Origin of the sequence: Aeropyrum camini SY1 = JCM 12091, from assembly GCF_000591035.1 — an archaeon.
Classification (GTDB): Archaea; Thermoproteota; Thermoprotei_A; order Sulfolobales; family Acidilobaceae; genus Aeropyrum; species Aeropyrum camini.
In genome coordinates, this window is the sequence record NC_022521.1 from 1,251,558 (window position 1) to 1,271,422 (window position 19,865).

At 59.3% G+C, this 19,865-nt stretch carries 20 protein-coding genes; 8 read left to right on the forward strand and 12 right to left on the reverse strand.

Going from position 1 to position 19,865, the window contains the following annotated elements:
• Positions 1 to 45: 45 nt before the first annotated feature.
• Together ACAM_RS06595 and ACAM_RS06600 are read left to right on the forward strand one after the other, a co-directional pair.
• Positions 46 to 516: an NUDIX hydrolase gene (locus ACAM_RS06595; RefSeq protein WP_022542040.1), complete on the forward strand. Its 471-nt coding sequence runs from the start codon at positions 46 to 48 to the stop codon at positions 514 to 516.
• Positions 517 to 588: 72 nt separating this feature from the next.
• Positions 589 to 1,707, forward strand: a complete 1,119-nt coding sequence (locus ACAM_RS06600; protein WP_022542041.1) for an aminopeptidase — start codon at positions 589 to 591, stop codon at positions 1,705 to 1,707.
• A gap of 87 nt (positions 1,708 to 1,794) precedes the next feature.
• On the opposite strand, the gene ACAM_RS06605 is transcribed toward ACAM_RS06600, so the two are convergent.
• The gene (locus tag ACAM_RS06605) at positions 1,795 to 2,835 is read right to left on the reverse strand and encodes a phosphate signaling complex PhoU family protein (RefSeq protein ID WP_022542042.1); all 1,041 of its coding nucleotides are present in this window, start codon (positions 2,833 to 2,835) and stop codon (positions 1,795 to 1,797) included.
• Between the two features lie 130 nt (positions 2,836 to 2,965).
• Between ACAM_RS06605 and ACAM_RS06610 the strand changes: the two genes are divergently transcribed.
• Positions 2,966 to 3,385: a translation initiation factor IF-5A gene (locus ACAM_RS06610; RefSeq protein ID WP_022542043.1), complete on the forward strand. Its 420-nt coding sequence runs from the start codon at positions 2,966 to 2,968 to the stop codon at positions 3,383 to 3,385.
• Here ACAM_RS06610 and ACAM_RS06615 read toward each other — a convergent pair.
• Together ACAM_RS06615 and ACAM_RS06620 are read right to left on the reverse strand one after the other, a co-directional pair.
• On the reverse strand, positions 3,360 to 4,355 hold the full coding sequence (locus ACAM_RS06615) for a PP-loop family protein (RefSeq protein WP_022542044.1): 996 nt from the start codon (positions 4,353 to 4,355) through the stop codon (positions 3,360 to 3,362). The two genes, ACAM_RS06610 and ACAM_RS06615, sit on opposite strands and share 26 nt — an antisense overlap.
• Complete coding sequence (locus tag ACAM_RS06620) at positions 4,348 to 4,563, reverse strand: ubiquitin family protein (protein ID WP_022542045.1); 216 nt, start codon at positions 4,561 to 4,563, stop codon at positions 4,348 to 4,350. The genes ACAM_RS06615 and ACAM_RS06620 overlap by 8 nt, the downstream gene beginning before the upstream one ends.
• A gap of 89 nt (positions 4,564 to 4,652) precedes the next feature.
• On the opposite strand from ACAM_RS06620, the gene ACAM_RS06625 reads away from it, so the two are divergent.
• Positions 4,653 to 5,861, forward strand: a complete 1,209-nt coding sequence (locus ACAM_RS06625; protein WP_022542046.1) for a phosphomevalonate dehydratase large subunit — start codon at positions 4,653 to 4,655, stop codon at positions 5,859 to 5,861.
• Between the two features lie 29 nt (positions 5,862 to 5,890).
• Positions 5,891 to 6,289, forward strand: coding sequence for a phosphomevalonate dehydratase small subunit (locus tag ACAM_RS06630; RefSeq protein WP_022542047.1), 399 nt, complete (start codon positions 5,891 to 5,893; stop codon positions 6,287 to 6,289).
• Here ACAM_RS06630 and tmk read toward each other — a convergent pair.
• Together tmk and ACAM_RS06640 are read right to left on the reverse strand one after the other, a co-directional pair.
• Positions 6,269 to 6,898 carry a dTMP kinase gene (gene tmk / locus ACAM_RS06635; protein WP_022542048.1) on the reverse strand — a complete coding sequence of 210 codons (630 nt, stop codon included), beginning with the start codon at positions 6,896 to 6,898 and terminating at the stop codon, positions 6,269 to 6,271. The two genes, ACAM_RS06630 and tmk, sit on opposite strands and share 21 nt — an antisense overlap.
• A gap of 32 nt (positions 6,899 to 6,930) precedes the next feature.
• The gene (locus ACAM_RS06640) at positions 6,931 to 7,881 is read right to left on the reverse strand and encodes an ROK family protein (RefSeq protein WP_232502338.1); all 951 of its coding nucleotides are present in this window, start codon (positions 7,879 to 7,881) and stop codon (positions 6,931 to 6,933) included.
• A 118-nt stretch (positions 7,882 to 7,999) separates the two neighbouring features.
• On the opposite strand from ACAM_RS06640, the gene ACAM_RS06645 reads away from it, so the two are divergent.
• Positions 8,000 to 9,607, forward strand: a complete 1,608-nt coding sequence (locus tag ACAM_RS06645; protein ID WP_022542050.1) for an ATP-binding protein — start codon at positions 8,000 to 8,002, stop codon at positions 9,605 to 9,607.
• Here the strand turns inward: ACAM_RS06645 and ACAM_RS06650 are convergent.
• The 5 genes from ACAM_RS06650 to ACAM_RS06670 form a co-directional block, all read right to left on the reverse strand.
• The gene (locus tag ACAM_RS06650) at positions 9,566 to 10,159 is read right to left on the reverse strand and encodes an adenylate kinase family protein (RefSeq protein WP_022542051.1); all 594 of its coding nucleotides are present in this window, start codon (positions 10,157 to 10,159) and stop codon (positions 9,566 to 9,568) included. The two genes, ACAM_RS06645 and ACAM_RS06650, sit on opposite strands and share 42 nt — an antisense overlap.
• Positions 10,160 to 10,237: 78 nt before the next feature.
• Positions 10,238 to 11,512, reverse strand: a complete 1,275-nt coding sequence (gene dnaG / locus ACAM_RS06655) for a DNA primase DnaG (RefSeq protein ID WP_148706456.1) — start codon at positions 11,510 to 11,512, stop codon at positions 10,238 to 10,240.
• Between the two features lie 119 nt (positions 11,513 to 11,631).
• A complete protein-coding gene (locus tag ACAM_RS06660) occupies positions 11,632 to 14,043 on the reverse strand; it encodes a DNA-directed DNA polymerase (RefSeq protein ID WP_022542053.1) in 2,412 nt (803 codons plus the stop codon).
• A 77-nt stretch (positions 14,044 to 14,120) separates the two neighbouring features.
• Positions 14,121 to 14,447, reverse strand: a complete 327-nt coding sequence (locus ACAM_RS06665; protein WP_022542054.1) for a hypothetical protein — start codon at positions 14,445 to 14,447, stop codon at positions 14,121 to 14,123.
• Positions 14,448 to 14,491: 44 nt separating this feature from the next.
• The gene (locus ACAM_RS06670; RefSeq protein ID WP_022542055.1) at positions 14,492 to 15,340 is read right to left on the reverse strand and encodes a deoxyribonuclease IV; all 849 of its coding nucleotides are present in this window, start codon (positions 15,338 to 15,340) and stop codon (positions 14,492 to 14,494) included.
• Between the two features lie 64 nt (positions 15,341 to 15,404).
• Between ACAM_RS06670 and udp the strand changes: the two genes are divergently transcribed.
• Entirely contained in the window at positions 15,405 to 16,253 is an 849-nt protein-coding gene (udp, locus tag ACAM_RS06675; RefSeq protein WP_022542056.1) for a uridine phosphorylase, read from the forward strand.
• Positions 16,217 to 17,158, forward strand: a complete 942-nt coding sequence (locus ACAM_RS06680) for a carbohydrate kinase family protein (RefSeq protein WP_022542057.1) — start codon at positions 16,217 to 16,219, stop codon at positions 17,156 to 17,158. Before udp ends, ACAM_RS06680 begins: the two co-directional genes overlap by 37 nt.
• Here ACAM_RS06680 and ACAM_RS06685 read toward each other — a convergent pair.
• Both ACAM_RS06685 and ACAM_RS06690 read right to left on the reverse strand, forming a co-directional pair.
• Positions 17,155 to 18,363: an acetyl-CoA C-acyltransferase gene (locus ACAM_RS06685; protein WP_148706457.1), complete on the reverse strand. Its 1,209-nt coding sequence runs from the start codon at positions 18,361 to 18,363 to the stop codon at positions 17,155 to 17,157. The two genes, ACAM_RS06680 and ACAM_RS06685, sit on opposite strands and share 4 nt — an antisense overlap.
• A gap of 71 nt (positions 18,364 to 18,434) precedes the next feature.
• Positions 18,435 to 19,808: a TIGR04013 family B12-binding domain/radical SAM domain-containing protein gene (locus ACAM_RS06690; RefSeq protein WP_022542059.1), complete on the reverse strand. Its 1,374-nt coding sequence runs from the start codon at positions 19,806 to 19,808 to the stop codon at positions 18,435 to 18,437.
• Between the last annotated feature and the right edge of the window lie 57 nt (positions 19,809 to 19,865).

Consider the following 19,865-nt stretch of genomic DNA (forward strand, 5'->3'; position numbering starts at 1 on the left):
CTGCATGCTGGACGCCTTATGTATTTGACCCAGGGTGCCTTGCGGGTGGCGAGGCTCTATCCCAGCCAGCCTGTCGTTGGGGTAGGGTGTCTAGTGTTAAGGGGTGGGAGGATCCTGCTGGTGAAGCGGAGGTACTCGCCGGGTAGGGGCAAGTGGAGCATACCCGGGGGGCATGTGAGGCTGGGGGAGACTCTCGAGGAGGCTGCTGTGAGGGAGCTGGAGGAGGAGACCGGTGTTAAGGGCCGCCCCCTGGGTGTGGTTAACGTTGACGATGCTATAACTTTGGACGAGAAGGGGGTTAGGTACCACTATGTTCTTGTGACTGTGCTCCTCGAGGACCTGGGGGGCGAGCCAAGAGCTGGGGATGACGCTGAGGAGGCGGGGTTCTACACGTTTGACGAGGCCCTCAGGCTCGACCTAACCCCGTCCACCAGGGGGTTGATAGAGAAGATAACGGGGGGCATGATCTGCCTGGAAAAACCCATTAAGCCTAGGAGGTACAGCCCAGCCGACTAGGCCGTGGGCGACAGTTTAACACCACCAAGCTGCAAAACACTAGGTGTGGCTGCATAGTTGGGGTGTGCCGCCGTGTACAGGTTTTATAGCAGGATGGGTGAGGCGGCTCGTCTCCTCGTAGACTATTGTGTATCGGCTTCCAAAGGGGACGATGTTGCAGTGTCCTTCGGCCAGCCTGCGGTTGATTTTGCCAGGGCGGTTGCACTCGAGGTCCTCGCGCGGGGGGCATACCCCCTGCTCAACCTGAGGGACGACTATGTTGCGGAGGCTATGTACAGGCTCGCCCCTGAAGAGCTCCTGGACTACATATCACCGATAGATGTATATATCTTGGAGAAGGTGGACGCAACAATAAGCATCATAAGCCCCTTACACACCAAGCCCCTGGCAACGGTGGACCCCGGGAGGGTTGCGAGGCGTAGCAGGGCGTCTAGACCCCTAACAGAGCTTTTCATGAAAAGGGATGGGGAGGGCAGCCTAAGATGGACTGTGACGGCCTACCCCGCGCCAAGCCTGGCCCAGGAGGCTGGTATGGGTCTTCTGGAGTTCGAGGACTTCGTAGTTAGGGCTCTGAAGCTGCACGAGGACGATCCAGTTGCGGCTTGGAGAAGGCAGGCGGCGTGGCAGGAGAAGGTGGCTGCCCTCCTCAGCAAGGCGTCCGAGCTGAGGGTGGTGTCCAGGGGCACAGACATAGTGTTCAGGGTTGAAGGGAGAACGTGGATAAACGATGACGGCAAGAAGAACATGCCCGGGGGCGAGGTCTTCACAGCACCGCATGAAGACGGTGTCGATGGCGTGATAACGTTCGACTTCCCGGCGGTATGGAGGGGTGTGGAGGTGGAGGGTGTAAGGCTCGAGTTCCTAAAGGGCCAGGTGGTGAAAGCGTCTGCCCTAAAGGGAGAGGAGCATCTCAAAAGGATTCTGGAGACCGACGAGGGGGCAAAGAGGCTGGGCGAGCTCGCCTTCGGGCTAAACTACGACATACAGAGGCACATAAAGAACATACTCTTCGACGAGAAGATAGGCGGTACAATGCACATGGCCCTCGGAGCGGCCTACCCCAGCACTGGCGGGCGAAACCAGTCGGCGATACACTGGGACATGGTCAAGGATCTGAGGAGGGAGTCAAAGGTCTATGCAGATGGCGACGTCATATTCGAGAATGGAAAGTTCGTGGAGGACTACCTGTAAAACCGCAAAAACGCTCGACGGCGGGCTCGGCCTAGGGCTCGCATCATCCCCCGGGGTTTTGGCTAGGGTCCGTCGAAAACTCCCTCTTCACGGCCCCTCACTTTTAGCTTTCTCCCTTACCGCTGAAATGTCTAGCGCCGCCTCCGCTATGTCCAGAGAGTAGCCTGTTATCCTTCTCATACTGTCTATGACGAGGTAGCGTAGGAGGCTTCCGCCACCTCTTAGGAACTCCTGGGCCGTCATGCTCTCTAGCCTACTCCTATACTCTCCCAGCGCGGGGGCTATGCTCGCGGCTAGGGCCGCGTCGGCCTTTATGAGGGCTTCTACACTCCTGGAGAAGCCCTCGGCAGCCTCCATAACCAGGCTTGATAGGCCGTTCTCGACTTTCATGCCTGCGCCTAGGCTGGCTGAGACTCTGAGGGATAGTATTGTGGCGTGGTCGGCCACCCTCTCTATGCTCTTGACTGCGAGGAAGAGGTGTACTATCTCGGCGGGCGAGTAGACGCCGAGGTCCTTGAGCGGCAGCCTGCCGCTGGACGCCATAGTCATCTGCCTGGCCATGTAGAGGTAGAGCTTGTCGACGAGCTGGTCCCTCTCGGCTACAAGGTCCAGCAGCCCCCTATCCCCGCTCTCCAGCCCCCTGGCTACGTCGCTAATCATGTCAGACGCTATCCTGGCCATCCTTGATAGGGCCCGTGAGAACTCCATGCTCCTGTGGTCGACCACGGAGACGAACACTATGTATCCCGGGCCTTCCTCTAGAACGTTGAAGCCGAGTATGTTGGACTCTACTATACTCCTAATCCTCGACACGGCGTCAACACTACTATCCCCGAAGAGTAGGAGGACCTCGTCGTAGCCTGCCAGGTAGGAGGCTATTACACTCTTGATGACGAAAGAAAGGTCAAGCTTCTTACCACGAAGGTCTATGACGCGCCTGTCTCTCCTTGCAGGCCTCTCCAGTGCAGCGGGTGCTATCTTGAGGCTGCCGTCGGGCATAACCTCAAGGGTTACCTCGCTCCCCCTACCCAGCCTCCAGGTTTCCACCCATTCCTTGGGGAGACTCACGATATAGGTGGAGCGCCCCGTGAGCTGTAGCCTCCTCTTGTAGGCAACCCTGCTATCCAACGCTTCAGCCACCACTCAATACTCTATATACTGCCTGCGGCGGACTATATAGTGGACAGTCGCGGGCCCCATCCCGGCTTCCAATATTTAAACCTTCCGCTGGCGCCTAGTAGCTTAGGGGTGCTGCAGGATGAGCGTAAACTATGCAACGCTGGGCGACCTGAAGAAGGGGAGCTATATAGTTATTGACGGCGAGCCCTGCAGGATCGTGGAGATGAGCAGGGCTAAGACTGGGAAGCACGGGAGCGCGAAGGCCCATGTTGTTGCTATATGCATCTTCTCCGGGCAGAAGAAGAGCCTGGTGGCCCCTGTTGACACCAGGGTCCAGATTCCCGTGATAGAGAAGAGGCTGGGCCAGGTGCTGGCTGACATGGGTGACATGCTCCAGATAATGGATCTGGAGACCTACGACACGTTCGAGGTTGAGAAGCCCGGGGGTAGCGAGGAGGAGGAGCAGCTGGCCGCTAAGCTGCAGCCGGGAGTCACAGTGGAGTACTGGCTTATAATGGGCAAGCCGAAGATAATCAGGATAAGGAGCTCCTCCGGCTAGCCCCTAGCCCCAGCTCCTCCGCCCTCCTCCTAAACCACTCTCTGACGACAGGCCCCATAGGCCTCCCAAGAGCCCTCCTAGTCACCCTGCAGAAGCTGCACTCCCCACCTGAGGATAGGAGGCCGCAGGAGGGGCATCTGCCTATGGAGCCCCCGGGCTTAGGATAGTCCTCAACCCTCTTGGCGAGCTTGGACACCATCTGAAGCTTCAGCCCCGGCCTCTTATCCTCGAGCTGGTTCACAGTCTCCTTCAGCTCCACCTCCATCTGCCGTCTGTCTACGAAGGGGCACTCCTCGTGGAGGAAGGGGAGTCCCGCTAGGAGGGAGTAGAGGAAGCTCTCCTTCTCGTACACGTAGTATAGCGGCCTGATCCTACCCACTGCCACGCCGGGTATGCTCTCCGTTCTGACGCCGAGCTTGGATATCGCCTCGAGGTCCTGGTTGAGGAAGGACTTCAGGTTGTACACCGCTATATCGTCTGCGTTGTGGCCTAGGGCCACAGCATCAGCCGCCAGCTCCACTGCGGCGGCGTTTATGACGTAGCGTTTAACCATGCCGCATACACTGCAGGGCGGCCGTTTAGAGGCCCGTGCGAGCTCAGGTATGCCAGCGCCGAGGACCTCCTTAAGGTCGAAAACTATGAGGGGCACGTTAAGCTGGCGGGCGAGCCTGAGAGAGGCCTCCCTACTCTTCTCCGAGTAGTCGTAGATGCCCAGATGTATATAGAGAGCCACCAGCTCGAAGCCTAGCTTGCCCGAGAGCCTCGAGAGGACGGCGAGAAGTGTAGAGCTGTCCTTACCGCCGGATACGGCGGCCAGAACCCTCTGCCCCCTTCTAACAAGCCTGTGCCTCAGTATAGCCCTCTCGACTTTCGACTCGACGAACTCGAGATAGTGGTCCCTGCACATGTACCTTTTCTGGTACCTGATATATGCTACCGCGGGTGCGCCGCAGACGCTGCACCTAGCCACCGGAGAGCACCCTCACAACTTCCACAGACTCCCCTGGGGATACGAGGTCCTCGGGGAGCAGAGGCTTCCCGTCCCTGAGCACGACGGCCACCTCCTCGTTCATACCCAAAATCCTCAGCAGCTCGCCCGCCTTAAGCGGCCTGCCAGCCTCTACAACCTTCTCCACGCCCTCGGGCACAAGCCTGACCTTGATCTCCCCCCCTCCCAAGCCATCTACACCCAGTATAAACATTGTTTAGCTCTAAACCAAAGTATTAACCCCGCATATATGAGATTGTGGTATTGGGCTGGTGGGTATTGTACCTGACGAGGGAGGAGGAGAGGATACTGGCCGGTGAAGAGGGGGAGGCCAAGGCGAAGGCGCTGGAGGTTATAGTAAAGGTAGGGGAGGCTGTCGGCGCTGAGAGGCTTATACCTATAAAGCATGCACACGTCTCGGGGGCAAGCTACATGACGATAGGCGACGCTGGGCTCCGCTTCCTATCCAGGCTAGCCGAGATCGGGGCTAGATTCAGCGTTCCCACCACAGTCAACCCTGTAAGCTATGATGTTGAAGACCCTAGCGCGCTACCCATGGTGCGTCTAAGCCCCAGGGTTGTGAAGGCCCAGAGCGAGATACTTAGAGCTCTGGAGGCTATGGGTGCGGAGTTGATACTCACGTGCACACCCTACTACACGGAGGTGCCTAGGAGGGTTGGGCTCAGGGAGGGAGATAGTGTAGCCTGGGGCGAGTCCAGCGCTGTGGCCTACGCCAACAGCGTCCTGGGGATACACACAAACCGTGAAGGCGGGCCTCTGGCCCTGATGGCTGGCATAGCGGGCAGGACGTACTTCTATGGTGCTCACGACCCCGAGTGGAGGAAGCCTAGGGTGGCATATAGGCTTGAGACCCCGAAGGTGCTGGACGAGACTGAAGCGGGGGTGCTTGGGGAGGTTATAGCTGCACAGCATAGGGACGAGCATCCCCCCCTCCTAGACGCCCCCCTGGGCGGGGAGGCGGCGCTGAAGGAGTTCTCAGCAGCAGTAGGCTCGGCAGGAAGCCTGGCGATGGTTCACATAACCGGCGTGACACCCGGGGACCCGGGGGGCGCGGTAGAGGAGGTAGTTACCATGGATTACGGCGATCTAGCCAGGAGGATGGAGGAGCTGGCCCCCGGCTTCGAGCCCGACATACTCTACGTCGGCTGTCCCCACGCCAGCATCGAGGAGCTTAGGAGGCTCTACAGGGCGTTGTCGAACGCTGGGGAGAGGGCCGGTAGGAGGACGGTCGTCTCGGTCTCCAGGAGCCTATACCTGCAGGCCCTTAGGGAGGGGCTGGTAGAGAGGCTCAGGGGGTTGGGTGTGAGGTTTGTGAGGGACTCCTGCCTTATAGTGAGCCCCTTCAGCAGCAGCGCTCGGGGAGTTGGGGTGGCTACTAACAGCTACAAGGCGTACTTCTACCTTTCGAGGAAGGGCGTGAAGGTGGGTCTGGCGCCTATAGAGGCCCTCCCAAAGCTAGTGTCGTAGGGTACTCTTACACCTAGGGGTGGCTGTAGGTGGAGGTCCTCAGGTTCAGGTCGAGGCCCATAGTCGGGGGGGAGGCTGAGGGCCCGGCTGTTGTTATAGGTAGCCTAAGCTTCTACGGCGAGGTGGATCCCGAGACCGGGGCTACCAGCTCCGGCAAGAGCCTCGCCGGGAAGGTTGCCGTTATCAGGAGGAGCCGGGGGAGCACAGTGGGTAGCTACGTGATCTACGCCCTAAAGGAGAACGGGGTAGCCCCGCTGGCCATACTCATGGAGAAGGCGGAGCCCATAGTTATAGCGGGCTGCGTGCTAGCAGGCATACCCCTCTACGATGGACTCCCCCCGGAGTTCTTCGAGAGGGTTAGGGACGGGGACAGGTTGAGGGTTTATAGCGATGGTCTCGTCGAGATCCTAGGGCCCCGGAAGCCCTAGGGCCTCGAAAACCCTGGCAGCTATCTCGCTCTGCACATCCTCAATACTTCTCTCCACCCCTCCCCTGACCCCTTCAACCCTCACCACCCTAACGCCTCGGCCGCTGGCGAGCCTCAGGACCTCCTCGTACATGGTCTTGACTCGGGATAGGAAGTCGGGGGTCTCGAAAACCTCCCTCCTCCCGCGGGCTGTTATCCTCCTCATGGCAACCTCGGGCGGAACGTCTATGTACACCAATACCTCAGCCTCAGGCGCCTTGGAGTTGATCGCGTCAACCCACTCTAGCCCGGAGCTTATGCCCTGGTAGGCTAGGCTGCTGTACTTGTAACGATCCACCACTAGGACCTCAGGCCGCCCCCCGCATCTTTCGGCCACGCCTAGACGCAGCCCCCAGAGCCTGTCGGCGGCGAACAGCAGGGCCATAACATCGCTGTCAACAGCCCCGCCTGCACCCCTCAGAAACCCCCTTATCAGCCCGCCGACTGGCCCCTCAGTGGGCTCCTTCCAGAGGCATGACGGGACGCCAGCCTCCACAAGCTTCCCGTGGAGAAGCTTGGAGTGTGTGGAGACTCCGGAGCCGTCTATTCCTTCAAGGGCTACTATCCTCATGCCCTGCAGCCCCCCGGGTCCATGGCTGGCCGCTAAAAGAGGGGGAGGTCCTCCGGCTTTCTATAGGCTATGGCGTAGGCGCCCATTATACCCTCGTTCTCCCCGAAGCTCGCGTCCACGACGTCTATCTTTGACGAGAATGGTGAGTAGGCCTCCAGATGCTTCTCTATAAGCGGTTTGAGTAGGCGCCTGTTGTTCAGGTAGACGGAGCCGCCGATAATAACCACGTCCACGTCGTACGCCGCCTTCGCAGACGCTATACCAGCGGCCGAAGCCCTGGCTACATAGTCTACCACGTGTAGCGCGAAATCGTCGCCCCCAGCGGCCGCGTCAAACACCTCCTTAGCACTCCCCACTCTACCCTCCAGAGCCGCCCTATAGAGCCTAGTCTCCGCCCCCCTCCAGCCCCTGGCTAGGACCTGGGAGGTCCTGGGTATCCACCTCCCCCCGGCAATAGCCTCCCAATGCCCTACACCGCCGCAGCCACACCTACCCCCCTCCCACCACATGTCGACAACCATATGACCCACCTCATGCGCGTTGCCCCGAGACCCGAGCAGGAGTCTCCCGCCTACCACGAAGCCTCCCCCCACGCCCGTGCTCATGGTTATGTAGCCAAGGTCAGGAGTCCCCGCCCTAACGCCCAGGAGGTATTCGCCCCAGGCGGCTGCAACAGCATCGTTGGCAATAGCCACCCTAGACCTTGGGAAGAGCCGTTTGAGCAGGGTGCTAAGACGTATTATATGCGACTTAATGTTAGGGCTGCCAACAATGTAGCCCTTCTGGAGGTCCAGCGGTCCTATGGAGGCGACACCCACACTCCCAACTTCACCCCTCCCGACGGCTAGCTCCCTGGCCAGGCTGCTGAGAACGCGGGCTAAACCCTCCTCCGTACCGGGGTTGCGCTCCCGCTTAAGACCCTCTATAACACCATCCCTGACAAGAGCCATCCTAACCCATGTAGCGCCAATATCAACAGCCACGATATCCAACTCGCAACACCACCCAGGCTTACAGGAGGGGAGATCTTTCGGGAGTAAAACCGGTTCACCGCCCCCCTGACCGCCACCCCCATCCAGAGTGTATAGTAGGGGGTTTGGGATGTATAGGGACATCCTGTCTAGGGCTGTCGATCGGGTTAGGGATGCGCCTATGCACGTGAGGCTGCTCGCCGTAGCTTTCAGCGCGGGTGCACTCGAGGTCCTCACTCTAGGAACCTACAGGCTAGTGCTCGCTTCCTCAGCACTGGCTGTTGCAATGGCAGCGGCAAGGCACCGCAGGGGCTTTACTATTGCTGGGGTTCTCGGGGGCTTGTTTCGTGGGGAGGGCGGGGCTGGGGAGGGGCGTGGGGTTGGGGGGGTTAGGCTTATGGAGGTTAGGATAAGCCGTGGGGGGTTAGAGGCCGCGTCACAGGTCTCCAGGCTGATACTCTCTAGGTCGAGGCAGTCTGGGTCGGAGTATATTGTGATCTCCTCAGTATACAGGGGCTACTCCCGGGTGGTCGTAGCGGTGGCTAACGACAGCCCTGACGAGCTGAGGGTTGACTTCGAGGTTCTCTCCTCCATAATAGCCTCTAGCGTTCCCGGAGTCCAGGTTGCACCCCTGGAAGCTGGAGAGGCAGGGGGCCTGGCCAGGGAGTTCTCGAGACTCCTGGGTGTTAGAGGCTCTACACCACCGCTAGTGGCCCCGGCCAGCAAGCCGGCAGCCCCACCCTCCCCCGGTGGAGGTTCTCTCCTCAAGATAGGTGTGAGGCTCGACACCCCAACACCCGAGCCACTATACCTTGACAGGGGCGATATCGAGGGGCATATAGGGGTCTTCGGAAGCACGGGAAGCGGGAAGACTACCACGCTCTCCACGATAGCCTGCGGCGCCGCCGATACTGGGCTTCCTGTTGTTGTGGCCGACTGGCACGGGGAGTACCGGAGCATCCTCAAGGGGGCTGGCTGTAGGCCTAGAGTGATAGACCCGGGGCGAGAAGGCGGTATAAACCCCCTGAGCCTCGACTGGGACTATAGCGTTAAGGCGGCTCTACTGTCGAGCGCCCTCGGCCTTACGGAGCCACAGCACTACATGCTGCTCAAGATTCTTGAGGAGCGCGAGCCGCGGGGGCTGGCCGAGCTTTACAGCATAATTGAAGCGCTGGAGGAGAACTCTAGGTGGGATAGAGAGGTTAAGAGGGGGTTGATGCGGAGGCTCGGCCCTCTAGCAAGCCGTGCAGGCCGGAGCCTGGCTGAGGGGGAGGGGCCCTCCCTGGGGGGCGAGGGGATTTACATAGTGGACACGGGCTCTATAAGGAACGTGCAGCTGAGGAAAACCTATTCCATACTCCTCGCCGCATACCTCCAGCACAAGGTCCTCAACCGCGATATAGGGCCGCTCATGCTGGTCATAGATGAGGCCCACAACATTTTCGATGGGGAGGAGTCGTTCCCCTCCGTAATGATGGCCGAGTCTCGTAAGTTCGGCCTCTACATAGCCCTCGCCACCCAAAACCCCTACCTGCTCCCACTCAGGGCGGTGTCGAACACTAACACAAAGATAATCCACTCCCTCAGGTGGTGGAGAGACCTGGAGTCTGTGGCCTCGGCCTTAAGCCTCCCCAGGGAGACAGCAGCCAGGCTACCCCACCTAGGCAGGGGCGAGGCTGTCGTCTACGCCCCCAGCCTAGGATACCCGGTACTCGCTAAGATAACCCCTCCCAAGTAGCTCTGCAACCCTGCTGGCCACCTCCACGCTCTCAAACCAGTCGATACTGATACCAGTATCCCACCTCTCGGCCCGGTCGAAAACCTCTCTGGCAACATCCCTCGGGCTCCTGAGACTTGTATCCACCTCGATGGTCGCACTCTCAAACCCATACTCCACCAGCTCCCATGCTATTTCCCCGAAAGCTTCTGCAACAACATTCTCCACAACCTTACCCCTAGGCCACCCCCTCGCCTCTAGCCTCTCTTCAAGCAGTAGAGGGTTTGTCCTGAGAAGCACCACTAGCGCCACCTCAAGGCCAAGAGACTCCAGCCAGAGTGAGGGGGTTACCGTTGAGACGACCCAACACCCGATATCCAGGCTCCTAAGACGGTCGACCGCAGCACTCCACTCAACCATCAAGGTAGCCCTGCCAGTAGGGTCTCTAGAAGTAGCGCCGAGGGCCTCTAGGAGGGGGGAGGACTCTACAAACCTGCACCCCGTCTCCCTAGCTATGAGACGGCCGACACTAGTCTTACCGGTGCCGGGGGTGCCAGTAACAAGGATCAGCAAGGAGGCGACGCACCCTACCCCACAACCTAAACATAGATTATAAAGGGGTTGTTTGGCGGGGCGGGAGTGGTTGCGGGGTTAGAAGAGGTCGCTGAAAGTCAGGAACTTCACGTTGGTGGGCTTGTGGGTTATCTTGTTTCCTATCCGGTTGCCTATAATTATGCCGACGCCCTTCTCGGAGGCTATGTCGAGGAGCCTCTGGGTTATAATGCCGTCGAACACCACAGCATATATCCTCCCGGGCTCGCTCTTGCTTATATAGTCGTAAAGCTCCCTAACCTTCAGCCTCTCTATCTCCCTCCACTCCTTATCGTAGACTATAGCCTCCAGCGTGCCTCTGAGCTCCTTAGCCGCCTCTAACACGGCTTTAGGTATGGTAAACTTGACGGTGGGCGGCCTCTCCTCGGGGGGTTTCTCAGCCTTCTCTTCCCTAGGCTCTGCAACGGGTTTAGCCTCCTTAGCCTCGGCTGCCGCCTCCTCCCCAGGCTTCATAGCCTCCCCGGCGGGCTTCTCCGGGGCTGCCGCCTCTATTCCCAGCTCCCTGGCAACTATCTCAGCAGGCTTCATCTGGCTGAGAGCCTGGGCGATCTCCCTCCCCGTGAGGCTCTCTACCTCTCTCCCCTCAGGCGCCCTAGCAACATAGTCCACCTTCATCTGGGGCAGGACGTTCTTCAGTATAAGCTCCCCTCCCCTATCCCCGTCGACGAAGAGGATAACCTTCTTCTGCTCGGCCAGCCGCCTTATGGTCTCGGGCACCTTCTCCCTGGCGCCGCCGAGGGCTATAACGTTGGTGTAACCGTAGCGGAGAAGAGTGTTAACGTCCGACCTCCCCTCGACCACTATTATCGTGTCAGCCTTCTCGACGCCGGGGCCGGCCGGCAGCCTCTCGGGGCCGTACTCGATGAGCTTCGCCACCTGAGCCTTGGCGTGCTCCTCCTGCAGAACCTCCCTTATCACCTCCCTTATGTCAGGCTCTTTCTCCTTCATAAGTTTAAGGAGTTCGCGGGCCCTCTGCTTTATCTTCTCCAGCCTCTCCAGCCTGAGGTCCCGTATCTCCTCGATTGTTATCTTAGCCGGGTAGGGGCCTATCTTGTCTATGGTCTCCAGCATCGCGGCTATTATCGCTGTCTCCACCCTGCTTAGGTTGCTAGGAACCGATATAGTGCCGACCGTCTTAGTCCCCTGGTACTTAAGCTCTACGTGGATCCTGCCCAGCTTATCCTTATTCTGGAGCTCCTCCAGGCTGAAGTCCGACCCCAGGAGGCTCTCTGTCTGGCCGAATATGGCGCCTATTACATCATGCTTCTCAACCCTACCGTCAACTTCCAGCCTAGCCCTGATAAGATACTTCATATCCACATACACCCCGTTCACGCCACATTATCACTTGACTAACTGCAGCACGGCTGCAAGCCGAGGGGTTTAAGCCTCTCTCGGCCTTGCCCGTACTAGATTTCTTTCGCCGAGGGGAATTATTTCCCCCGTTTCATAAAGTCGAGGAGGGTGCTCTGCCTCCCTCCCCCCTTGAGCCTCTTCTCAGTCACCCCGAAGTACTGCAGTATTCTCAGCGCAGCCGGCACCACCTGCTTGTCCACGTAGTACTCGACGTCAACTTCATCCTTGCTAGCCATGAAGTAGGGCTTCGCTCTGGTGTAGAGCGGGCCCGAGCCCTTAGTCACCACGTACCCTATCTTAGCTCCAGGTTCCACCTTTATGCCGGCCCTCTCCATCAACAGGGCCGCAGTTACGTGGGGCTGCCTGGCCTCGTACATGGATGGAGGCCGGGTTAGGGTCTTCCAGATGACGAGCTTCCTCAAGTCCACCTGGCCCCTCCTGAGCTTCTCTATAATCCCCCTAACATACTCCACAGCCTCGTCTACGCTACCCGTCTTGAGGACTATCTCGGCGACCTTGAACTGTGTCTCCTTCGCTAGCTCGCTCCAGTCGCCTCTAACGGCTTCGAAGCCCACAACGTCTATCTTTCCGTCTACAGTAAGCCCTACGTACCTCTTCTTAGCCTCGGTGAAGAACACCCGCTTGTAAACCTTATCGACCTTAATATCGAAACCCAGCTCCTCCTCGACAAACCTTACCAGCCTGTCCACCTTCTCGGGATCGTTCTTAACGAAGAGGCTGTCAGTATCGCCATATATAACCTCAAGCCCCAGCTCACCAGCCTTCCTAATAGCCGTCCTAATGATACTACGGCCCCACGCAGTAACGGCCTCGGCACACTCTCTACAATACCATCTAGCGTGGGGCCATCCCATGTAGCCGTAGCTCGCGTTGGCGAGGAGCTTTATAGCCTTCTGCCTCTCGTCCAGGAGCTTATACTCGGGACTGTCAGGCGTGTACTTTTTCATCTCACCCCTGATCTGCCTCCTCCAGCTTAGAAACCTCTCCAGTATCTTCTTGAAGAAGCCTGGCGGTGTCTTCCTGAACTTGTGCCCTACCTCAGGCGCTATGTACACCTCATCCTCGCTGTACTCCTCCCCAGGCCTGACCAGTGTATCGGGGCCCACGTTGTACTTTACCATTATGTTCGGGTACATGCTCGCGAAGTCTAGCACGGCTATGTTCTCGTGAACCCCGGGCTTGGGCCTGAGTACTATGGCGCCCGCATATCTGCCCTCGCCCCTCTCAACCCTGTTTGGCACTAGCTCGCCGAGCTTCGCGGCCTCGCGTATAAGCCTCCACTCCAGCCTAAAGCCAACGCTGGCAGCCATAACCTGGTCAAGGGGGAGTCCAGAGACTTGTGAGAGCTGTGCCCCGAAGGGTAGAAACTTCTCCGCTAGACCCATGGTGCTCCTGACATCGTCCCTCAAATACCTCCTGAGTATCTCCCTCTTGGACGGGTCGTCCCAATACTCGCCAATCTGCCACCACTCCAGCGTCACCCTCTCTTCCGTCTTCACGACGCCCAGGTAGTCGGCAACCTCCTCGAGAGTCTTAACCTTGACCTCGTGCAGCTCCTCCGCGAAGTCTAGGAGGTCGACGTTCAGCCTGCCCGAGACGGAGTAGTGTCCGTAGAGGCCAGGCTGAGGCTCCACATTCCTCCTCCCCACAGTTAGCTTCACGCCGAGGACCCTAGCCCTCTCAACCAGGTAGGGCCAGTCGAACCTGTTCTGGTTGTAGCCGACTATAATGTCTGGATCGGCCTCTCTAACCCTCTCGACAAACCCTGTTATAACTCTCCTATCGCTCCTGTCCTCAGCCTCTAGGATCTCAACCTCCCCTCCAGCCTGTTGCAACCCTATCATTATCACAGGATCCTTCTTGGGATCCGGCGTCCTCATCTTGCTATAGACCTCTATGTCGAACGCTAGAACCCTCAAGCCCTTCAGCGGGTCCTCCTGAACCCTTGACTCGTCCTCACGTATACTCCCTGAGAGGACGTAGGCCTTGTCTACACTGTACCCGTGTGGGACGGCAGTCTCTCTAGCCTCAGCCACATACCACCTCATAGGGTATAGGTTGAAGTCTATGATGAACCTGAGGGCGAATGGTATATCGGCCTCGAGGACATCCCCAACGCCCCCCAGCCTGCGAACAGCCTCTCTATACTCCCTGACACTAGCGGGAACCATGGTTGTAACCTTGAGAGCCTCCACCTCCCTACCTATAAACCTCCGCCTAACCCTCTCAACCGAGATTATAGGGCTAGAGGGTTTTGAGAGCCTCCTTATCATAGCGGTAAGCTGGTCCAGCCCTACACTGCCGTCCGGCAGAACGTAGAAATAGGGTCTGAACTCGCTGTAGAAAATCACAATCCTAGACCCGTCGGCCCCCCGCCCCCAGAGAATGATGACGGATGTGGATCCTCTCATCTCGTAGGAAACGTCTAGGAGCTGGAATGAAACAAGCGTCGCTCCAGAACCCGGCAAACCCGCCCCCCAGATCTATTGGGGGCGGGCGGCATGGAAATAATACCAATGACGCCCGCCAGGGGCCCGGTCGCGGTTTAGGGGTCCCTAGCTATAGCCTCCACCTTGGACTTGGCCTCCTCGTAGGCCTTGTCAGGGTCGCTCTTGCCTGTTGCCGGGTCGAAGGGGAACTGGCTCATGACAAGCTTGACACTCCCATCCTCCAGCTGCACGAAGAGCTGGGGGAGCCATGTCATGCCGAGATCGTCGGTGTCGCCGTGCTCCATGGCGAACACGTAGTCCTCCTTTTTGACCTCCAGCTCGACGCCAAGCTCCTTCGCTATCTTCTCAGCCAGCTCGAGCCACATCTTATGTAGGGGATGGTGCGGCAGGTCGTCTAGAATCACCTTAACAATCTTGCCCATACTTTTTCCACCAACCTCTCAGCTTGGGAGCGGGGCTCTTATCCTCAACCGGGTTCTCCGCCCTGGCATATAGCCTTCATGAGGAGGGCGTCCTTCTCGAGTATCGGGCTTTCGCTGATGACTACAGCGTCTATACCCGTCTCCTTGTACGCCTTACACACCACCCTCCAGTCGGGGCCGTAGCCCTCCTCCCGCAGTGTATGGTGCATCCTCTCCCCACCCCTACCGTACTCTATTTTGGAGAAGTGCGTGTGGAGGGGGTCGACGGCGGTTTTGCCCAGGTTAGACTCTATGTACTCTATAGCCTTGACAACCTGGTCCACGCTTGTGACAAACATCCCCTCGGCCCTGGCATAGAGGTGGGCCCAGTCAACGCAGGGCCTGCACCGGGGGGTGTTGAGGCATATCTCCACAGTCTCCTCCAAACTCCCCACCTGGCTCTGCTTCCCCATTGTCTCGGGCGCTATCCAGGGGGTCTTCACCCAGCTGGGTAGAGACTCCACGAGCCTGTTCAGCGCGTCTATAACCCTCTTGACAGCCTCCTCCCTGCTCTTTAGCCCCTTGTAGTAGCCCGGGTGCACCACAACCGCGTAGCTTCCCATCCACTCCGACGCCACCATAGAGTCGTAGAGCCTCTTTATACTCCTCTCAACCACGCTGCTGTCGGGGCTGGAGAGGTTTACATAGTAGGGGGCGTGCATGCTCAGCGTGACACCGTTTTCTCTGGCCGCCTCGCCCAGTCGCCTCGCCTTAGCCTCGCTTATCTTGACGCCTCTGACGGCCTCATACTCAAGGGCGTCTAGACCTATGCTCCTGAGGAACTCTGGAACCTTGACTATGTCCCCTTTAAAATCCACAGGCTTGCCCGCAGGGCCGAATCGTATAATGCCCAAGCCGCACACCCACCAACACTATCTAAAACCTGGTTTACAGTAATAGAGTGTGGGGGCTTAGGCCTTGGGCGACGAGCGTCTAAGAAGCGCCGCCCGGCCCGAGGGCGAGGAGGGGCTCCAGTATCATTTGAGGGTTAAGAGGGGCGACGTTGCCCGCTACGTTCTCCTCCCGGGAGATCCGGAGAGGACGGACCTGATAGCCCGCCTCTGGGATGAGGCCAGGCTGGTGGCGCACCATAGGGAGTACAGGACCTGGACCGGCCGGTACAAGGGTGTGCCGATAAGCGTGACGAGCACCGGGATAGGCTCCCCTAGCACGGCCATCGCTGTTGAGGAGCTGCTGAGGGTTGGGGCTGAGACCTTTATAAGGGTTGGCACCATGGGGGGTATAAGGGATGATCTTAGGCCTGGCACTCTCGTTATAGGGTCGGCGGCGGTTAGGATGGAGGGTACCAGCGGCCAGTACGCTCCCCCCGGGTTCCCCGCGGCGGCGAGCTATGATGTCGTGGCAGCTCTGGTGGAGGCTGCTGAGACGCTGGGGGTTAGGTATAAGGTCGGGATTGTGGCCAGCACGGACAGCTTCTACCTAGGACAGGGGAGGCCGGGGTTCAGGGGCTATATGACGCCGGCGGCTTCAGATGTGATACCGCAACTCAGGTCAGCGGGGGCTCTAGGCTTCGAGATGGAGGCGTCGGCCCTCTTCACCCTATCCCAGCTCTACGGCGCCAGGGCTGGGTGCGTTTGCGCTGTCGTAGCTAATAGGGTCAGCGGGGAGTTCGTCGTTAACGCTGGCGTTGAAGACGCAGCAAGGGTGGCTTCAGAGGCGGTGGCCATTCTGGCCCGCTGGGACAGGGAGAGGGAGAGGAGGGGTAAGAAATGGTTCTACCCGGGCCTGGCGTGCAGACGCACATAGCGGTAGGCAACATCAACCTGGACATTAGCCTCTCCGTCGACAGGCTTCCAGGGCCAGAGGAGGTTGTGTTCGCCCGTGACGCGTGGATAGGCGTGGGCGGGGCGGCCACTAACTATGCCATAGCGGTCGCCTTTCTAGGCCAAAAGCCCGTTCTGGTTGCTGTTGCTGGCAGGGAGATGGAGAGGCTCGGCGTGGTGGACATGCTGAAGAGCCGGGGGGTGGATGTATCGAGGGTTAGGACAGTTGACAGGCCCTCCGGCGTTGTCGTTGTTATGGTTGTGGCTAGCGACTCTCACAGGAGCATGGTGTCGATGAGGGGTGCCAACGAGGAGCTGCTCAAATATATCGAGGAGGAGCCTCTTGAGGGGGCGGGGGGCGAGTGCCATGTGCATATGGCCAGCGTGCCCCCCCAGGCTCTCGACTACGCACCAAGAGGGTGCACCCTAAGCTACGACCCAGGCGGTGAGGCTTTCAAGAGGCCGAAGAGCCTGTGGAACAGACTCCAGAGGGTGGACTGGATGTTCATAAACACCTCGGAGCTGAGGGGGATGAGCGGTAACGGCGACCTGGAGGCTGCTAGCAGGCTCCTGGAATCTGGGCTGAGGAGGCTGGTGCTGAAGCACGGTAGAGGCGGTGCCACTGTAATCGAGAGAGGCCTCTGCCTTACGCTAGACAGGACGCCGGTGCTAGAGCCGATCGATGTGACCGGGGCTGGAGACGCCTTCGACGCAGCCTTCAATATCGCTGTAAAGGCTGGATGGGGTATTGGGGGGGCGCTTAGGCTGGCTGTGGCTGCAGGATCTGCTAAGGTGCTTAAGAGAGGTAGCAGTAACATGCCTACGGCTGCAGAGGTCCTGGCTATGCTTCCCAGGGTTGCCTCTCCTCGGGAGTGCAGCCTAGGCTAGACCCTCTCTATGGCAACCGCAGCCGCCCCGCCTAGCCCATGGCATATGGAGGCCACGCCCCGCCTAGCCCCGTTCTCCTCGAGAGTGTAGGCCAGCTGCAGAAGGAGCCTGGCCCCGGTCGAGCCCAGCGGGTGGCCGATTGCTATGGAGCCGCCTACAACGTTCAGCCGCTCATAAGGCACTCCCAGCTCCCTATTCATTATCAGGCTGTTCACGGCGAACGCCTCATTATTCTCCCAGTAGTCCACATCCTCTACCCTCCAGCCGAGCTTATCCAGCAGCGCTCTAACGGCGTAGACCGGGGCCACCGGGAACCTGCGGGGGTCAACACCGGCGTATGCCCAGCCCACGATCCTGGCCTTAGGCTTGAGACCCATCTCCCTCACGGCATCCTCGCCAGCTACGAGGAGGGAGACAGCCCCGTCGCTCAACTGGCTACTGTTCCCGGCGGTGTGGGGCCCCCTGGGAGTGAAGACCGGGGGTAGTTTTGAAAGCCTCTCCACGGTCGTATCGGGCCTTATCCCCTCGTCATAGTCTAACACAACGCCTCCTCCAGCCTTGACCGGTATGGTGTACTTCTGCATATGACCCCTCTCCCACGCCCTGGCCGCCCTCATGTTACTCTCATAGGCTATCCAGTCTAGCTCCTCCCTATCCGCCTTGTACTCCCAGGCGGTCTCGTCCGCCTCCTGCCCCATTACCAGCTGGTTTAGGGGGTCGTATAGCCCGTCGCTCACCATAGCGTCCTTCATCTCAAGGGCTCCTTGGTAGATCAGCCTCACGCCCCATCGTATCGATGGGGGGGCTATGAAGGGGGCGTTGCTCATACTCTCCATACCGCCCGCCAGCGCTATGCTGTACATCCCGGCGTCTATGAGCAGCGAGGCCTTCACTACGGAGGCCATTCCACTGGCGCACACCATGTCGACGTTGAAGCCCTCCACATCGTTTCTTAGCTCGGCCTTGATGGCTGCCTGCTTAGCCGTGTTCATGTGGGTGCCAGCCCTTATCACGTGGCCGTACACAGCAAGCTCGACGTGGCTGGGGTCGACGCTGGTGCGCTCTAGAAGCTCCCTTATGGTTAGGGCGGCTAGGTCAACGGCTTTGAAGTCTCTGAGGCTCCGGCCGAACTTGCCTACCGGAGTCCTCACACCGTCCACAATGTAAACCGGGCTGCGTAGAACCCCCGCCCTTGCTGTAGCCATAATTTCTACCAATAGTATAGTCGAAGGTCGTAGACATTCTTAAGTGGAGGTAAATAGATAGTCCTAACATACTACGCCCTATGCTCCAGCCCCTCCACCACGCCCGAGTAGGGCTCGAGCCTGGCCGGCGCTATAGCCTTCCACACGCTGGAGCATAGCCTCTCAGACCCCCTGAGGGGCTGTGGCTCCCTGGTGGGGGCCGGGTCTAGCGCCGTCATACAGTAGATCTCGAGCCCCAGCCTCTCCTGCTCTCTCCAGTAGCCCTCGAGGACGCCCCGCCCGAGGAGCTTCAGCACTGCTCTCCTATAGAGGGGGTGGAGCGGCTTGGGAGGGATCCTCGCGAAGGGCGTGCCGGGTAGGGGTAGGAAGTGGTGTAGCCTGAGCCTAGCACCCATCTCGGAGAGCCTGTACATGGCTTTGACCGTTTCGACCACATCCTCCTCATCCTCCCCGGGCATCCCGAATATTATGTCGACTACTGGCGTGAAGCCGTGTTCCAAAGCCAATCCAGCGGCTCTCACAGCCTCGTCAACACCGTGCCCCCTGCCTATCCTCTCGAGAAGCATGTCGCTGCCCGACTGTAGCCCTATAGAGATCCTCCTGTTGTAGGCCAGCCTCCTGACAACCCGTAGGATCTCGGGGGTGACGAATTCGGGCCTCGTCTCGCTGGGGAAGCTGCCTAGATAGGGTTTGCCCCCCACCGCCCTCACGCTTGACAGGAGTTCCTCCACGGCCGCGGGGTTCGGCGTCCTTAGGTCCTCGCTCCCGTAGGCGAAGCCTATTGGCGCTATAAACCTTATCTCACGCTTGCCAGCGGCCACGTAGTCGGCCGCCGCCTTTGCAACAGAGCCGACACTCCTAAACCTGACCTGCGACTTGAACTCCCAGGGTACCTGGCAGAACCTGCAGCGGTAGCTGCAGCCCCTCATAATCTCTATAGGCGGGTAGAGCCCGAGCTGGGGGTAGTGGGGAGTGTAGTCGTCGAGACTAGCCAGCGCCACCGGCCCCACCTTAAATCTCCCGCCGCTTCTAACCGCAGTGTTGGAGGGGGGCTCCTCAAGCCCCATACCCTCTGCAACCCTCTCCACTACCTCAACCGCCGCTATCTCCCCGTCGCCGACGACGGCGGCCGCTGCCCCGAGCCTGAGGACCTGCCAGTAAGCCCCCGCGGCGTGCGGGCCCCCTACGATTGTGGGTGCAATCCTCGAAACCCTATGGATCTCCCCTGCCAGCTCTAGGAAGGCAGGGCTGGTGACCCCGTACATAACCACAACACGCCTCCCCCTGGCCAGAAGCTCTCTAGCAATGGGCTCGGGGCTAGACTCCACAATCCTAATCCTGACGTCCAAGCCAGAGGCGGCTAGTGCTGAGGCTACCGGGGCGAACGCGTTCCTACCGCCATAGACGCTGCGCATTAGAACGTAAACCCTAGATCCGGAGCTCAACACTGCTACCCCTACGGCCCCCCGGCCAGGGAACACGCTATAGCCTATAGGGCTACT

Coding starts and splice junctions, on each gene's coding strand:
- ACAM_RS06610 (WP_022542043.1), top strand. CDS start 2,966: ATGAGCGTAAACTATGCAACGCTGGGCGACCTGAAGAAGGGGAGCTAT.
- tmk (WP_022542048.1), bottom strand. CDS start 6,898: ATGAGGATAGTAGCCCTTGAAGGAATAGACGGCTCCGGAGTCTCCACA.
- ACAM_RS06645 (WP_022542050.1), top strand. CDS start 8,000: ATGTATAGGGACATCCTGTCTAGGGCTGTCGATCGGGTTAGGGATGCG.
- dnaG (WP_148706456.1), bottom strand. CDS start 11,512: ATGAAGTATCTTATCAGGGCTAGGCTGGAAGTTGACGGTAGGGTTGAG.
- ACAM_RS06665 (WP_022542054.1), bottom strand. CDS start 14,447: ATGGGCAAGATTGTTAAGGTGATTCTAGACGACCTGCCGCACCATCCC.
- ACAM_RS06680 (WP_022542057.1), top strand. CDS start 16,217: ATGGTTCTACCCGGGCCTGGCGTGCAGACGCACATAGCGGTAGGCAAC.
- ACAM_RS06685 (WP_148706457.1), bottom strand. CDS start 18,363: ATGGCTACAGCAAGGGCGGGGGTTCTACGCAGCCCGGTTTACATTGTG.